Source organism: Microbulbifer sp. S227A, from assembly GCF_049800935.1.
This window is the reverse complement of the sequence record NZ_JBNAFZ010000019.1, coordinates 23,486-39,711: the sequence shown is the minus strand read 5'-3', so window position 1 is coordinate 39,711 and position 16,226 is coordinate 23,486. Positions and strand designations below refer to the sequence as shown.

General features: G+C 62.1%; 14 protein-coding genes. 8 read left to right on the top strand and 6 right to left on the bottom strand.

The window, feature by feature from the left end; all coding sequences use genetic code 11:
• Positions 1-21: 21 nt before the first annotated feature.
• Positions 22-738 (top strand): helix-turn-helix transcriptional regulator, encoded by a 717-nt coding sequence (locus ACP15R_RS24790; protein WP_424988578.1) that lies wholly within the window; start codon positions 22-24, stop codon positions 736-738.
• Positions 739-877: 139 nt separating this feature from the next.
• Positions 878-2,203, top strand: a complete 1,326-nt coding sequence (locus tag ACP15R_RS24785; RefSeq protein WP_424988577.1) for a lytic murein transglycosylase — start codon at positions 878-880, stop codon at positions 2,201-2,203.
• A gap of 70 nt (positions 2,204-2,273) precedes the next feature.
• On the opposite strand, the gene ACP15R_RS24780 is transcribed toward ACP15R_RS24785, so the two are convergent.
• The 4 genes from ACP15R_RS24780 to ACP15R_RS24765 all read right to left on the bottom strand — a co-directional run bounded on the left by ACP15R_RS24780 (position 2,274) and on the right by ACP15R_RS24765 (position 7,148).
• A complete protein-coding gene (locus ACP15R_RS24780; RefSeq protein WP_424988576.1) occupies positions 2,274-3,452 on the bottom strand; it encodes an ABC transporter permease in 1,179 nt (392 codons plus the stop codon).
• Between the two features lie 4 nt (positions 3,453-3,456).
• Complete coding sequence (locus ACP15R_RS24775) at positions 3,457-4,731, bottom strand: ABC transporter permease (RefSeq protein WP_424988575.1); 1,275 nt, start codon at positions 4,729-4,731, stop codon at positions 3,457-3,459.
• Between the two features lie 98 nt (positions 4,732-4,829).
• The gene (locus ACP15R_RS24770; protein ID WP_424988574.1) at positions 4,830-5,933 is read right to left on the bottom strand and encodes an extracellular solute-binding protein; all 1,104 of its coding nucleotides are present in this window, start codon (positions 5,931-5,933) and stop codon (positions 4,830-4,832) included.
• A gap of 114 nt (positions 5,934-6,047) precedes the next feature.
• Positions 6,048-7,148 (bottom strand): ABC transporter ATP-binding protein, encoded by a 1,101-nt coding sequence (locus ACP15R_RS24765; RefSeq protein ID WP_424988573.1) that lies wholly within the window; start codon positions 7,146-7,148, stop codon positions 6,048-6,050.
• A gap of 277 nt (positions 7,149-7,425) precedes the next feature.
• Between ACP15R_RS24765 and argE the strand changes: the two genes are divergently transcribed.
• The gene (gene argE, locus ACP15R_RS24760) at positions 7,426-8,604 is read left to right on the top strand and encodes an acetylornithine deacetylase (RefSeq protein WP_424988572.1); all 1,179 of its coding nucleotides are present in this window, start codon (positions 7,426-7,428) and stop codon (positions 8,602-8,604) included.
• A 7-nt stretch (positions 8,605-8,611) separates the two neighbouring features.
• Here the strand turns inward: argE and ACP15R_RS24755 are convergent, their stop codons facing one another.
• Both ACP15R_RS24755 and ACP15R_RS24750 read right to left on the bottom strand, forming a co-directional pair.
• Positions 8,612-10,009, bottom strand: coding sequence for an aspartate aminotransferase family protein (locus tag ACP15R_RS24755; protein WP_424988571.1), 1,398 nt, complete (start codon positions 10,007-10,009; stop codon positions 8,612-8,614).
• Between the two features lie 64 nt (positions 10,010-10,073).
• Entirely contained in the window at positions 10,074-10,754 is a 681-nt protein-coding gene (locus ACP15R_RS24750) for a GntR family transcriptional regulator (RefSeq protein ID WP_424988570.1), read from the bottom strand.
• 148 nt (positions 10,755-10,902) lie between these two features.
• On the opposite strand from ACP15R_RS24750, the gene ACP15R_RS24745 reads away from it, so the two are divergent.
• From ACP15R_RS24745 to ACP15R_RS24725, 5 genes are all read left to right on the top strand, one after another.
• A complete protein-coding gene (locus tag ACP15R_RS24745) occupies positions 10,903-11,985 on the top strand; it encodes a polyamine ABC transporter substrate-binding protein (protein WP_424988569.1) in 1,083 nt (360 codons plus the stop codon).
• A gap of 70 nt (positions 11,986-12,055) precedes the next feature.
• Entirely contained in the window at positions 12,056-13,183 is a 1,128-nt protein-coding gene (locus ACP15R_RS24740; protein WP_424988568.1) for an ABC transporter ATP-binding protein, read from the top strand.
• Positions 13,180-14,064, top strand: a complete 885-nt coding sequence (locus ACP15R_RS24735; protein ID WP_424988567.1) for an ABC transporter permease subunit — start codon at positions 13,180-13,182, stop codon at positions 14,062-14,064. Before ACP15R_RS24740 ends, ACP15R_RS24735 begins: the two co-directional genes overlap by 4 nt.
• On the top strand, positions 14,061-14,879 hold the full coding sequence (locus ACP15R_RS24730; protein WP_424988566.1) for an ABC transporter permease: 819 nt from the start codon (positions 14,061-14,063) through the stop codon (positions 14,877-14,879). The genes ACP15R_RS24735 and ACP15R_RS24730 overlap by 4 nt, the downstream gene beginning before the upstream one ends.
• The gene (locus tag ACP15R_RS24725; protein WP_424988565.1) at positions 14,876-16,204 is read left to right on the top strand and encodes an NAD(P)/FAD-dependent oxidoreductase; all 1,329 of its coding nucleotides are present in this window, start codon (positions 14,876-14,878) and stop codon (positions 16,202-16,204) included. Before ACP15R_RS24730 ends, ACP15R_RS24725 begins: the two co-directional genes overlap by 4 nt.
• Positions 16,205-16,226: the final 22 nt, after the last annotated feature.

Below are 16,226 nucleotides of genomic sequence, written 5' to 3'. Positions count from 1 at the left end.
ATGGTTATGCTAGACATCAGCATGTCCCGAACCGCCCGTCTCTTTCAGTTGATGCAATGCCTGCGCAGCGGAGCGCCGCCGCATACGGCACATTCACTGGCGCAGGATCTGGATGTTTCACCACGCACCGTGCACCGCGATATCGACACGTTGCGCGGGCTGGGCGCGGTGATCGATGGCGCTGCGGGGTTCGGATTTACGCTGGTCGAGGATGCCACCCTGCCGCCGCTCGGGTTCGAGAATGACGAGCTTGAGGCGCTGGTCCTTGGCCTGCGCGAGGTGGAACAGATCGGTGATCCGGACCTGGTGGCAGCCGCGCAAACCGCCTTGCACAAGCTTCAGGCGCGCTTGCCGTCACGCCAATCACACCGATTGGCCCATGCGGTTCTGACCGCCCGCCGCTTTTCCCGGCCCGAGGCACCAGCCATCTCTGTTGCCGATCTGCGGCAGGCCACGTGGGACGAGACTGCCGTTGAATTCGCCTATTGCGACGCACAGGGGGCCAAGACCCGGCGTCGCGTGGATCCGTTGGGGATAACCTATATGGACCGATCGACCATGTTGGTCGCCTGGTGCCATCTGCGCCGGGATTTCCGGGTTTTCCGGCTGGACCGGATGCGTGATCTTGTCGTGACCGACCAGAGCTTTCGCCCGCGGCGGGTTCCTCTGCTGCGCGAGGCAATCGCACGGTTCCAGGCCCAGGACGATGCCTGCCGCGAGGGCGTGAACGGCTCTTGAAATACTTCCGAATTGGCCCGCCAGCCGATTCATTCCACGGCTGGGCCATTTCCCGCAGGGCGGGGAATGCCCCCTGTTCTGAAATGCGGATTCGCGGTACCATCGACCCGGAGCAGAGCAGAAAATCGGGAAAACAACGATGTGCAACTGGAGGATTGCCGGGGTTCTTGCCCTGGCCATGGCAGGCGGCGTTCACGCGGACACAAGATCAGATACGGTTCGGCCCGAAGGCAGGCCGCAGGCCGAGGTGACGCGGCTGGCAACCGCGAGCCTGAGCTATTCGCTGCGTCCGGCGGCGCGGCCCAAGACGATCAAGGCAAAGGAAACCCCTGTGCAGCAAAACACGTCCAACGGGGATTTTCAGCAGTGGTTGCGTGATTTTCGCACGCGTGCAGTGGCGCAGGGGATCTCGCCGCAGGTATTGAACGCAGCGTTTGACGGTGTGACCTATGACGCGGATATCATCCGGCGCGACCGCAACCAGTCGGAATTTTCCAAGACGATCTGGGAATATCTCGACAGCGCCGTGTCGGACACGCGGCTGCGCAACGGTAAATCGGCGCTGGACCGGCATCGTGCCACGCTTGAGGCCATCGAAGCCCGCTATGGTGTCGAGAAAGAGGTCGTTGTCGCGGTATGGGGCCTTGAAAGTGCCTATGGCAGCTATCGCGGCAGCACCGACATCGTCCGTGCCCTTGCGACGCTTGCCCATGACGCACGCCGCAGCGCGTTCTTTGAAGAGCAGCTGATCGCGGCGCTGAAAATCCTGCAATCCGGTGACACCACGGCGCGCAACATGACTGGCAGCTGGGCGGGGGCCATGGGCCATACCCAGTTCATGCCGACATCCTATCTGGATTACGCGGTGGATTTCACCGGCGACGGCAAACGCGACATCTGGTCGGATGATCCCAGCGATGCGCTGGCGTCGACCGCGGCTTATCTTGCCCGGTTCGGCTGGACCAAGGGTCAGCCCTGGGGCGTCGAGGTGACGCTGCCACGGGGGTTCGATTTCCAACTGGCGGATCGCAAGATAAGGAAGCCCGTCTCGGAATGGGCCGACATTGGCGTAAAGGGCGTGAACGGCACGGTTGCGGATCATGGTCCGGCCTCGGTGTTGCTGCCTGCCGGGGGCAAAGGTGCCGCGTTCCTGATTTTCGGGAATTTCGCCGTGATCGAACGTTACAATTCCGCCGATGCCTATGTGATCGGCGTTGGCCACCTGTCTGACCGTATCGCCGGGGGGCCGCCGATTCAGGCGAACTGGCCGCGCGGTGATCGGGCGCTGACCCTGAGTGAGCGCAAGGAGATGCAACAGAGGCTGACCGACAAGGGGTTTGACACGCAAGGTGTGGATGGCCGTATCGGGCCGCTGACCATAGACGCGGTGCGCGCTTACCAGATGGCCTCGGGGCTGACCCCCGACGGCTATGCGTCGATGAACCTGCTTAGCCGCCTGCGCTGATAGCTGGCCGGGCAATTCGGGCCGGGCGATGTGGCCCGGGTGAATTTGTGGACGGACAACGCGCCCCGTGTCAGCCCGGGCTCATCCCGCGAAGGCGTTCCGAGCGGCGGCGGAGCAGTTCAACAACCGTCAGCAGCGCAATCGACACCACCACCAGGATCGTGGCCACGGCGAGGATCGTCGGGCTGATCTGTTCGCGCAGGCCGGTGAACATCTGCCATGGCAGGGTCTTTTGCCCCGCCGAGCCGACAAAGAGCACCACGACCACTTCGTCAAACGAGGTGATGAAGGCAAAGAGCCCGCCCGAAATCACCCCCGGCAGGATCAGGGGCATCTGGACGCGAAAGAAGGTCGTGACCGGGTTGGCCCCCATATTCGCCGCCGCGCGTGTCAGCGAACGGTCAAACCCCACCAGCGTGGCGGTGACGGTGATGATGACAAAGGGGATGCCCAACGCGGCATGGGCCAGCACCACGCCGAAATAGGTGCCCTGCAACCCGATGCGCGAATAGAAGAAATACATGCCCGCCGCCGAGATGATCAGCGGCACGATCATCGGGGAAATCAGGATCGCCATGATCGCGCGCCGGAACGGCACATGTGGCTGGCTGAGGCCGATGGCGGCAAGGGTGCCAAAGCTGACCGACAGGAACGTGGCGACCGGCGCGATCAGCAACGAATTGCGCAACGCGTTCTGCCAATCCGAATTGGTCAGGAAATCCTCGTAATGCTTGAGCGAATACCCCGCGGGATCAAAGCGCAGCATTTCCGGCGTGAAGGTAAAGAAATCTTCGGCATTGAAGCTGAGCGGCATGACCACGAGGATCGGGGTGATCAGGAACACGAAAATCGCACCACAGATCACCCGGAATGAATAATGCCACAGAACCTGGCCCGGTGTCAGATAGGGGGCGATCCTGGCGCGATAGCGGCCCTCGAACAGCCAGAAGGTGAACCAGCCAAAGAACCAGCCGAACAGCGCCCCGATCACCGCGCCCGGCAGACCGCCAATCGCAAAGCCGGCACCCAGCATCAGGATGACGAGGCCCCAGCGGGATGCCTTTTCCTGCCTGATGGTCGTTGTCATGACAAAGGCCACCGCCGCCATCAGGGCGGCACCAATGACGATGCCAAGCAACGAATTGTCCTGGGCCGTGCCGACCAGAAGCCCGGCAAACCCACCGGTCAGCGCCACGACAGGGACGTAAAACGAAACCGGGGTGCGTGAAATCGGTGTCAGAGCGGCCATGGTTTCAACCTCCCAGCTTGACGTTGTCGATGCCGACGATCTTGTCGTAGACATAGTAGAGCAGCAGCACCACCGCGAGCAGGATCGCCCCGAGCGCCGCCGCCAGACCCCAGTTCAGCGAGCTTGAGATGTGATAGGCGATCCGGTTGGAAATGAACGTGCCGGTGTTGCCGCCGACGATTTCCGGCGTGATGTAATAGCCGATGGACAGGATGAAGACGAGGATCGAACCCGCGCCGATACCGGGCACCGATTGCGGGAAATAAACCCGCCAGAACGCGGTCCAATTGGTTGCGCCCATGGATTTGGCGGCCCGCAGATAGCTTGGCTGGATCGTCTGCATCACCGAATACATCGGCAGGATCATGAACGGCAGCAGGATATGGGTCATCGCGACGATGGTGCCGAACTGGTTGTTGATCATCACGAGCCGCGCGTCATCCGCCACCAGCCCCAGCCAGACCAGCGTGTCATTGATCACCCCCTGTTGCTGTAGCATGACCTTCCAGGCCGAGGTACGCACCAGCAGCGAAGTCCAGAAGGGCAGCAGCACCAGGATCATCAACAGGTTGGACGTGCGCGTCGGCAGGTTCGCCAGCAGCCAGGCAACCGGATACCCCAGGATGATGCAGGACATGGTGATCACGAGGCTCATGAACAGGGTGCGGCCGAACAGGATCATGTAGATCTGCTGGTTCTCGGGGCGGGCCTCGGGGCCGTCGGGGCCTTTCTGCATGTCCACGGCATTCAGGAAATAGCCGCTCGTGTAGCTGGGCGAATAGGTCTGGATGGTTTGCCAGATCGCAACCTCGCCCCATTTCCTGTCGATGTCGGTGAACGCATCCTTGAACGACATGTCGCTCTCGAGGTCCATGCGCTTGACCCTGCGCCCGCTCTTGCGAAACAGCGATGATGCGCCGGTCATCTCGTAATTCAGGCGCGAGCCCAGCTTGGTATGGGTCTTGGCCTCGACCGCGACCTGAAGATCGGCGGCCAGTGCCTTGTAGACGGCTTCGTCCGGGGTCTCGCCGGTTGCCGGATCCCAATCGGCCAGCGCCTCGACCGTCTGCGGCAGGGTTTCCGACACGATCTGGTTTTCCACCGAGCGGAACAGCATGTCGGCAATCGGTGCGATAAAGGTGATCAGGACGAACAGCAGCAATGGCGCGATCAGCGCAAGCGCCCGTATCTTTTGCAGTCGCAGCGCCCGCGCAAGGCTGCGTTTGAGCGGCGTGCCGTCAGCGGCGAGTACCGGACCGGAAGTCGTTTGATCGCTCATGGTGATGTTCCTTGCTGGGCAGCGGTCGGGCGTGGGCATTGGCCGGGTATCGTTCCGGGGGCGGCGATCCGCCCCCGGACAGGTTCTGGATCAGCGGCTTACTTGGCCAGCCACGCCTGGAACTTGGCGTCGATGTCGTCGCGATAATCAGCCCAGAACTCGTAATTGTAGAGGAACGTGTTCTTGGCGTTTTCCGGATCGGTGGGCATGTGCGGCGCCATGTCGATCCCAAGTTCCGCATGCTGGCCAACCAGCGGAGCAGAAGAGGCACGGGCCGGGCCATAGCTGATGTATTTGGCCTGGTCCGCCAGACGCTGGGTGTCGGTCGCGAACATGATGTAATCCAGCGCGCGCGCCTTGCGTTCTTCGCTCAGACCGGCGGGGATGATCCAGCCGTCCAGGTCAAAGACCTGCGCATCCCACAGCATCGCAACCGGTTGTTTCTGCTCTTCGATCACGCTGAACAGGCGGCCGTTATAGGTCGAACCCATGACAACTTCGCCATCGGCCAGCAGCTGAGGCGTGTCGGCACCGGCAGACCACCAGATCACGTCGTCCTTGATGGTGCCGAGCTTGGCAAGCGCCTGTTCCTGGCCTTCTTCGGTGGCCAGCACGTCATAAACGTCGCTCTTGGCCACGCCATCACACAGCAGCGCCCATTCCATGTTGTTGATCGGACGCTTTTCCAGCGACCGCTTGCCCGGATAGGCTTCGGTGTCGAACACGTCACAGATGTCGTCCGGCGGCGTGTCACCCACCAGGTCGGTGCGATAGCCGAAGGCCGTGGAATAGACGATCTGCGGGATGAAGCATTCGGACACCAGCAGGTCGCCGAAATCATCCGCGGCGGAGGTGCCGTCAGGGGCCGCGGCCAGATGCGCGTCCGGGTCGATTTCCATCGCCAGGCCTTCGTCGCAGAGACGGATGGCGTCGGATGCGACGACATCGACAACATCCCAGGTGACATTGCCCGCCTCGTTCATCGCGCGCAGTTTGGCCACCGCTTCGGCCGAGCTTTCGTCATTGATGATCTTGACCCCGGATTTCTCCATATAGGGTTCGTGATAGGCCTTTTGCTGCGAGTTGGAATAGGCACCGCCCCAGCTGACGATGGTCATCTCGTCGGCCATGTCCTGGGCGCTCGCCATGCCGCCGGCAAGGGCCAGCGCCGTGGTCGCCATAAGTAGGTTCATCGGTTTCATACCTGTTTTCTCCCTGTAGGTTTCCCGTGGTTAGGGTGGATCGGGTCAGCATGGCGGGCCCATGCCCGCCCCCCGATTGCGCCGCCCGCCAAGGCGGGGCGACACTTCTGTCCGCTACGCGTCAAGCGCACGGCAATCCTGGGGCAACCAGCCGATTTCGATCTGGGTGCCCGGCTGGAGCCGGACCTGGTCCGGCGCGTTCCGGGTCTTGATGATGAACTCATCATTCCCGGCAACCCTGAGGCGGGTCCGGAAGATATCACCCATATAGATGAACTCCATGACCTCGGCCTTGAGCGTATGCGCGCCCTCCTGAAGGCGTTCCTTGTTGTATTCCACACGTTCCGGTCGGATCGACACGCGGGTCCGTTCCCCCGGTTTGGTGACATTGACCGGCTTGCAGTCGATCAGCTCGCCATCGTCCAGCCGCACCAGCGCGACATCGCCGTTGATCTCCTTGACGACTCCTTCCAGCGTGTTGTTCTCGCCGATGAACTGCGCGACAAAGCTGTTTTCCGGCTCTTCATAGAGCTTGTCCGGCGGGGCCAGCTGTTGAATGCGCCCGTCATCGAACACGGCAACGCGGTCTGACATGGTCAGCGCTTCGGTCTGGTCATGGGTCACGTAAACCACGGTGATCCCCAGATTGTCGGCGATCCGCTTGATCTCGAACTGCATATGTTCGCGCAGCTGCTTGTCGAGCGCGCCCAGCGGTTCGTCCATCAGCACCAGTTCGGCCTCGAACACCAGCGCCCGCGCCAGCGCGATCCGTTGCTGCTGACCGCCCGAAAGCTGTGCCGGCCGGCGACCGCCAAACGCGCCCATCTGCACCATGTCGAGCGCGCGTTTCACCTTGGCCTCGCGCTCGGATTTGCCCATCTTGCGCACTTCCAGCGGAAAGCTCAGGTTTTCGGCCACCGTCATATGCGGGAACAGGGCGTAGTTCTGAAACACCATGCCGATGCCGCGCTTGTGCGGTGGAATGTTGTTGATCGACACGCCGTCCAGCCGGATGTCGCCATGGGTGGCGGTTTCGAAACCGGCCAGCATCATCAGGCAGGTTGTCTTGCCAGACCCCGAGGGCCCGAGCATGGTCAGGAACTCGCCCTTGGGCATGACAAGGTTCAGGTCTTTGACAACGAGATTCTCGCCGTCATAGCTCTTTTGGACGCGTTCAAACTCGACAAACGCGTCAGACGATTGTGTATCGGCCAAAATTGGCTCCCCTTGGACTTTCCGCAGTTTTCTCTGCTGTCTTGTTGGGAAAAGTTAAGCACAGAGCACGCCGGTCATGCAACCAATTCACCCGGGATTGCGAATTCAGCCCAACAAAGCGGCGACAATGGATGTGTTTACTGGGGAATTGCCCGGCAAATTGACTTGTTGTTCATATCTGTTTGGATAGGCTTTGGATGAGACCGGAGCGTACGATCATGACTGACCTTTCCGGCGTGGCGGGTTTCGCGGCAACCGCCGCCCTGTCCGAATGCCGATGACACAACATCTCGAAGAGACGGTCCGCTATCTGGGACGGCTTGTATCCTATCCGACCGTGTCCGCCGACAGCAACCGGTTGATGGTTGCCGATCTGGCCGCCCGGCTTGAGGATGCGGGGGCGCAGGTCGATCTGTTTGCCACGCCCGACGGGAAAAAGGCCAACCTGTTCGCGACGCTTGGCCCCGATGTGCCCGGCGGTATCGTGTTGTCGGGGCATACCGATGTCGTTCCGGTGGCGGATCAGGACTGGACCAGCGATCCGTTTGAACTGCGCCAGGCCGGGGGCAGGCTATATGGGCGCGGCACCTGTGACATGAAGGGGTTTATCGCCGCGGCGACGGTGCTGGCGCCCGAGTTCGCCCGGCACCCGTTGCGCCGCCCGATCCATTTTGCCTTTACCCATGACGAAGAGGTCGGCTGCCTCGGAGCGCGGGCGCTGGTCCCGGCATTGCAGGCGCGCGGGGTGCGGCCCGCGATGGCGATCATCGGCGAGCCGACGGGCATGCAGGTGATCGAGGGGCACAAGGGCTGCTGCGAATACACGGTGCGTTTCAGTGGGCTTGAGGGGCACGGTTCGGCGCCGCATCGCGGGGTGAACGCGGCGGAATACGCGGTGCGATACGTGGCCGAGCTGATGCAATTGCGCGGCGATCTGATGATGCGCGCACCCAAGGACAGCCGGTTCGAGCCGCCCTGGACCACAATTAATATCGGGCGGATCGCGGGCGGGGTTGCCCATAACGTGATCGCCGGCAAGGCCGAGGTGGACTGGGAGATGCGCCCGGTGCAGGAGGGCGATGCCGAGTTCGTCAAGACGGCGATGCAGCGGGTTGTCGACTCAGACCTGCTGCCGATGATGCGCACGATCAGCCCGCGGGCCGACATCGTCACCGACGTGGTGGGCGAGGTTGCCGGGCTTGAGGTTATGGCAGAGAATGCCGCGCGCGACCTGGTGGCGTCACTGGTCGGGGCCAATGGCGCGGATGTCGTGCCGTTTGGCACCGAGGCTGGCCTGTTTCAGAAGATGGGAATGGCGGTGGCGGTCTGCGGCCCCGGGTCGATCGAGCAGGCTCACAAACCGGATGAATTTGTGAGCCTCGGGCAACTGGAAAGATGTATCGACATGCTTCTGCGCCTGGCGCGCGCGCCTGCACTGGTGAGCGAGGCGCGCTGAGAACAGGTCAGGACGCCGCCTTGAGCAGCCCCTGTTCCCTGACCTCGGCATAGCATTCATCCAGCGCGCGCTTGGCGCGTGCGATCAGCGTGTCGATCTCGTCCGGTGTGATCACCAGCGGCGGCGAAACCACCATGCGGTCGCCCACATGGCGCATCACCAGGTTGTTGGCAAAACACCGCTCGCGACAGATCAGCCCGACGCTGCCTTCATCCGCGGCGAACTTTGCCCGGTTCTGCTTGTCCGGGGTCAGCGCGATGGACCCCATCAGCCCCACCATCCGCGCGTCACCGACCAGCGGGTGGTCTTCCAGCGTGGCCCATTTTTGCTGCAGGTACGTCGCGGCCACGTCGCGGACATGCCCGATCACGTTTTCCTCTTCGAGGATGCGCAGGTTCTCCAGCGCGATGGCCGAGGCAACCGGGTGCCCGGAATAGGTATAACCGTGGTTGAACTCGCCACCGCCGATGACCTGTGCAACCTCGTCGCTGACGATCGAGCCGCCAATCGGCGCATAACCCGAGCTCAGCCCCTTGGCGATGGCCATGATGTCGGGGCGGATGCCCAGCGTCTGGCTGCCAAACCAGTTGCCGGTGCGCCCAAAGCCACAGATCACCTCGTCCGCGATCAGCAGGATCTCGTATTTGTCGCAAATCCGCTGGATCTCGGGCCAATAGCTGTCGGGCGGGATGATCACACCACCGGCCCCCTGGATCGGCTCGGCGATAAAGGCGGCGACGCGATCTTCGCCAAGTTCCTTGATGGCGGTTTCCAGCTCGCGGGCGCGGGCCAGGCCGAAATCCTCGGGCGTGCTGTCGCCGCCTTCGGCCCACCAATAGGGTTGGTTGATGTGGTGAATGTCGGGAATCGGCAGGCCGCCCTGCTCATGCATGAAGGTCATACCGCCAAGGCTGCCGCTGCCCACTGAGGATCCGTGATAGGCGTTCTTGCGGCTGATGATGATCGATTTCGACGGCTTGCCCTTTGCCGCCCAATAGGTCCGCACCATGCGGATATTGGTGTCGTTTGCCTCGGAGCCGGAACCGGCGAAAAACACGTGGTTCAGATCGCCCGGCGCAAGTTCTGCCAGCTTGTTCGCGAGCGCGATGGCGGGCACATGGGTGGTCTGAAAGAAGGTGTTGTAATAGGGCAGTTCACGAATTTGCCGCGCCGCCGCCTCGGCCAGTTCTTCGCGGCCATAGCCGATATTCACGCACCACAGCCCGGCCATCCCGTCCAGGATTTCGTTGCCCTCGCTGTCGGTGAGCGTGACGCCCCTGGCCCGCGTTATGACCCGCGCGCCCTTTGCGGCCAGTTCGCCGCCGGCGGTGAACGGATGCATGTGATGGGCGGCGTCAAGCGCCTGCAACTCGGCCGTGGGCAGGTGATTGGTGATGGCGGTCATGGCGCGGTCTCCGGGATTCAGGTTCCCGGATAAAATATGATCAAATTTTTCGCTGTCAATCGAATCAGTCTTCTTCGGCCAGCACCGCGGCGACTTGTTCCATGCCCTGCTCTACATCCTGAACCAGCGCCTGTGCCACCGCCTCGGCATCGCCAGCACGCAGGCCGCTCAGGATGTCCTTGTGCCGATCGGGCAGGCTCTGGGTGCCGAACCGGCCGCAGACCACGCGCAGCGACGGTCCAAAGCGCAGCCAGAGCCGGTCTGCGATGCCGGCCATGACCGGGGCATCCGCCAAGGCATAGAGCGTCGCATGAAACTGGTAATTGCAACGCAGATAACCGGGGACGTCGCCGCTGGCGATGGCGTGATCCAACGCCGTATCGATGGCGGCCAACTGATCGATCTGCGCCTCGCGGATATTGGCTGTTGCCCGTCTTGCAAGCTCTCTTTCTATTGTTTTTCTTGCGAAAATAATCTGTTCCGCGTCTTCTATTCCGAGTTTTGGCACGCTGACCCGGCGGTTGCCCTGGAACATTAGTGCCCCGTCCGAGATCAGCCGGCGGATGGCTTCGCGCACGGGGGTCATGCCCGCGCCAAGCGACGCGGTCAGCCCCTGAATCGTCACCGCCTGGCCGGGGGCCATCTCTCCGAACAGGAGCTGTTCGCGTAGCTGCTGATAGACGATCTCATGTGCCGGGATTTGCGCGGGTCTGGCCGATGCACGGCTTGCTGTGTTTTTCGCCATCGGCCCCTGCCCGTTTCAGTCGCATGCCGGGAAATCTTGCACCCTGCCCTGTGGCATGAAAGCATATCTGTGATTGCCAAAGAAGGCAAAACTTGATCAAATATCGCAAGCCGGACGCAATCCGGCAGTCCAAGGGGAGACATTCACGATGAAGCGAACGCTGACACTCACAGCGGTTCTGGCGCTTGGCGGCACGGTTGTCATGGCCGACGAGGTTCGGGTCTATAACTGGTCCGACTATATCGACGAAGAACTGTTGGCCAAGTTCGAGGAAGAGACCGGGATCGACCTGATCTATGACGTTTTCGACAGCAACGAGGTGCTGGAGACCAAGATGCTGGCCGGCGGGTCGGGCTATGACGTGGTGGTGCCGACCGGTACGTTCCTGCAACGCCAGATCGCGGCGGGCGCGTTCCAGAAGCTTGATCCGGAACAGCTCTCGAACCTTGGCAACATGTGGGATGTGGTTTCGGCGCGCACTGAGCAATACGACCCCGAGAACGCCTATTCGATCAACTACATGTGGGGAACCACCGGGATCGGCGTGAATATCGGAAAGGTGCGCGAACTGCTGGGCGAGGATGCCCCGGTGGATTCGCTGGAGCTGGTCTTTGACCCGGCGAACATGGAAAAGCTGTCGGAATGCGGTGTGCATTTCCTTGATGCGCCCGCGGAGATGATCCCGATGGCGTTGAAATATCTGGGCGAGGATCCGGACAGCCAGGACCCCGACGTGATCAAGCGCGTCGAAGAGGTGTTCGCGCCGGTGCGTCCCTATATCCAGAAGTTCCACAGCTCGGAATATGTCAACGGGCTGGCCAATGGTGATATCTGCGTTGCGATCGGCTGGTCGGGTGACGTGCTGCAATCGCGCGATCGTGCCGCCGAGGCGGATAACGGGGTCGAGATCGAGTATCACGCACCCAAGGAAGGGGCGCAGATGTGGTTTGACCAGATGGCGATTCCGGTGGACGCCCCGAACCCCGCCGGTGCCCATGCCTTTTTGAACTTCATCATGGATGCGCAGAACATGGCGGCCGCGTCCAACTATGTCTATTATGCCAACGGCAACAAGGCATCGCAGGAATTCCTGGTCGAGGATGTGATCGGCGACCCGGCAATCTACCCGGACGAGGCGACGCTGTCGAACCTGTTCACCACCACGCCCTATCCCGCCAAGGTTCAGCGGGTTGTGACCCGCCTCTGGACCAAGATCAAGTCGGGCACCTGATCCGATACTGGCAAGGCGGGTCCCCTGACCCGCCTTTTTTTGTGAACTCTCGATCCGGGGAGGGGCGACCTTGCAAGCCATCGAATTTGCGCCATGGGACGATCCGCAGCAGAAACCGCTGATCCGTTTCCAGAATGTCACCAAGCGTTTCGGCGACTTTACCGCCATTGACGATCTGTCGCTGGATATATTCGAACGGGAGTTCTTTGCGCTGCTTGGCCCCTCGGGTTGTGGCAAGACCACGATGATGCGGATGCTGGGCGGGTTTGAGACCCCGACCGAGGGGCGGATCGAGCTGGCCGGCAAGGATATCGGGCCGGTGCCGCCGAACAAGCGGGCGGTCAACATGATGTTCCAGTCCTACGCGCTGTTCCCGCATCTGTCGATCTGGGACAACATCGCCTTTGGGCTGCGTCGCGACAAGAAGCCCAGGGACGAAGTCGCCCGCCGCGTCGAAGAGATGCTCAAGCTCACCCGGCTGGAGAAATTCGCCCGTCGCAAGCCGCACCAGATTTCCGGTGGCCAGCGCCAGCGCGTCGCGCTTGCCCGCTCGCTCGCCAAGGCGCCGAAACTGCTCTTGCTGGACGAACCGCTCGGCGCGCTCGACAAGAAACTGCGACAGGACACGCAGTTTGAATTGATGGATATCCAGGAAACCACCGGCACCACATTTGTTATCGTGACCCATGACCAGGAAGAGGCGATGACGGTCGCCAGCCGGGTTGCGGTGATGGATGAGGGCCGGTTGATGCAAGTGGAAACGCCCGCGCGGATCTATGAAACCCCCAACAGTGTCTATGTGGCGGATTTCATCGGTGACGTGAATATCATCGATGGCCGGACGACGGCAATTGGCGAGGACCGCTATCGCATCGCCTGGGGCGATGGCCTGCCGCCGCTGGTGGCGACCTCGGCGAAACCGTTTTCCGATGGACAGACCTGCCATCTGGCGATCCGCCCGGAAAAGGTAACGATTTCAACAGATCAGCCGCAAGAGGCGGATAACGCGGTGCAGGGCAAGGTGCTTGATATTGCCTATCTTGGCAACCTGTCGACCTATCATGTCGAATTGCCTACCGGTACGATCATCAAGGCGCAAACCGCCAACACCCGCCGGATCGCCCGGCGCAACATCACATGGGAAGACCCGGTCTGGCTGTCATGGACGGCGACCGCCGGTGTCATGCTGGCGGAATGATGCGCCGGTTTGCCCTCATCGCGGTGCCGTATCTGTGGCTGTTGCTGCTGTTCCTGGTGCCGTTTGTCATCGTCCTGAAAATCTCGCTGTCGGACACCGCGCTGGCGATCCCGCCCTATACCCCGACGCTGGACTGGGCCGAGGGGATCGGCGCGTTTTTCAGCCAGCTGGATTTTGAGAATTTCATCTGGCTGACCGAGGATGACCTGTACTGGCGCGCTTACCTGAGCAGCCTGGTGATTGCCGCGGTCTCGACATTGCTGACCCTGGTTATCGGCTATCCGATGGCCTATGGCATGGCCCGCGCGCCCGAGGAATGGCGGCCGACGCTGATGATGCTGGTGATCCTGCCGTTCTGGACCAGCTTCCTGATCCGGGTCTATGCGTGGATGGGTATCCTGAGCAATGAGGGATTCCTGAACCAGCTCTTGCTGTGGATCGGCATCATCGACACGCCGCTGACCATTCTGAACACCAATTCTGCTGTCTATATCGGGATCGTCTATACCTATCTGCCATTCATGATCCTGCCGATCTATGCGGCGCTTGACCGGATGGACGGGTCGCTGATCGAGGCGGCCGAGGATCTGGGTTGTTCCCGGTTGTCGGCGTTCTGGCTGGTCACCATCCCGCTGTCGCGCAACGGCATCATCGCGGGGTGTTTCCTCGTGTTCATCCCGGCCCTTGGCGAATTCGTGATCCCGTCATTGCTGGGCGGGTCGGGCACGCTGATGATTGGCAAGGTCCTGTGGGAAGAGTTCTTTTCCAACCGTGACTGGCCGGTGGCATCGGCGGTGGCAGTGGTGCTGCTATTGATCCTCGTGGTGCCCATCGTGCTGTTCCAGCGCAACCAGCAGAAACAGGCGGAGGCAGACACATGATGCGCCTGAGCTGGTTCAACGTGGTGTCGCTGACGCTCGGCTTTGTGTTTCTGTACCTGCCGATGGTCATCCTGGTGATCTTCAGCTTCAACGAAAGCAAGCTGGTGACCGTCTGGGCGGGGTTTTCGACCCGGTGGTATGGCGAGCTGTTGCAGAACGAGGCGTTCCTGAACGCCGCATGGGTCACGCTCAAGGTGGCCGTTCTGTCATCGACGCTGGCGACGGTTCTGGGCACCATGGCGGCCTATGTGCTGGTGCGGGGCGGGCGGTTTTTCGGGCGCACCCTGTTTTCCGGCATGATCTATGCGCCGCTGGTGATGCCCGAGGTGATCACCGGCCTGTCGCTGTTGCTGCTGTTCATCGGGATCGGGCTGGATCGGGGGGTTCTGACCATCGTGCTGGCGCATACGACGTTTTCGATGTGTTATGTTTCGGTGGTCGTGTCCTCGCGGCTGGTCACATTTGACCGCTCGCTCGAAGAGGCGGCGCTCGATCTCGGCTGTTCTCCTGCCGAAGCGTTCCGGCTCGTGACCCTGCCGATCATCGCCCCGGCGGTGATCTCGGGCTGGCTTTTGGCGTTTACCCTGTCGCTTGATGACCTTGTGATCGCTTCGTTTACGTCCGGTCCCTCGGCAACCACGCTTCCGATCAAGATTTTCTCGGCGGTCCGGCTGGGTGTCAGCCCCGAGATCAACGCGCTGTCGACATTGATGATCGCGATCGTCACGGTCGGGGTTATCGCTGCGTCGCTGGTTTCCAAGCAAAGCATGATCCGGCAAAAACGCGAAGAGCAGCAGGCCGTTCGCGCACAATGAAGCGCATCTTCCCTGCCTATACCTATGGTTCGGGGCCGCGAAACGGATGTTGGTGGGATGAGACCATCGCGGCCCCCGATTGGCCGGTGCTGACGCAACCCGTCAAGGTCGATGTGGCGATTATCGGCGGTGGCTTTACCGGCATGTCGGCAGCCTATCATCTGGCCGGGGCGGGAACCGTCGTTGGGCTGCTTGAGGCAGAGACACCGGGATGGGGCGCGTCGGGGCGCAATGGCGGATTCTGCTGTCTTGGCGGGGCGAAAACCTCGGATGCGGCGCTGGAGCGAGCCTTAGGAGCGGATGCCGCGCGCTCTTATCGTGCCTCGGAATACGCGGCGGTTGACCTGGTTGATCGGCTGATCGAAACTCTGGGCATCGATGCGGACCGGCATTCGCGGGGGGAAACCATGCTGGCGCATCGCCCGCGCGACATGGAGCGCATGAAGCGCGAGGCCGACGAGATGCTGCGCCATGGCGGGCCCGAGCCGACCCTGATCGAGGCCGCCGACCTGCCGGATCATGGCATGAACGCAGGGTTTCACGGCGCGCTGACGACGCCGGTGGGGTTTGCGCTGAACCCGCGGAAATACCTGTTCGGACTGGCCGCTGCGGCGCGGTCGCGGGGGGCGCGGCTCTACCAGAACAGCCCGGTCGCCGACCTGCGGCGCGAGGGACGCACCTGGCGGCTCAGGACCCCGCGCGGCAGCCTTGATGCCGATACGGTGATCATTGCCACCAACGGCTATTCCAGCGAGGATGTCCCGGCATGGATGGCGGGTCGATACCTGCCCAGCCAATCCAACGTCACGGTGACCCGACCGCTGAGCGAGGCGGAGATTGCCGCGCAGGGCTGGCACAGCGACCAGATGGCCTATGACACGCGCAACCTGCTGCACTACTTTCGCCTGATGCCGGACCGGCGGTTTCTGTTTGGCCTGCGCGGGGGGCTATTGTCATCACCTGCCGCCGAGGCGCGGGCACGACGGCGCAGCCGGCAAGATTTCGAACGGATGTTTCCCGCGTGGAAAGACGTGCCTTCTGCGCATCAATGGTCCGGGCTGGTCTGCCGGTCGCGGCGGCGGGTGCCCTTTGTCGGGGCGGTTCCGGGACAGGCCGGGCTGTTCGCGGGCTTTGCCTATCACGGCAACGGGGTCGCGATGGGCAGCTATGCGGGTCGCCTGCTGGCCGATCTCGCCCTTTCGGTCCGGTCCGAATTGCCCTGTTCCGCGGCCATGTCCGCCCTGCCGCCCCGCTTTCCGCTGGGTGGTGTGCGGCGGCTCCTGATGCCGGCGGCATATCTATACTACGGGCTGCGCGATCTCTGAGATGTCGGGGCGATACGTTGAC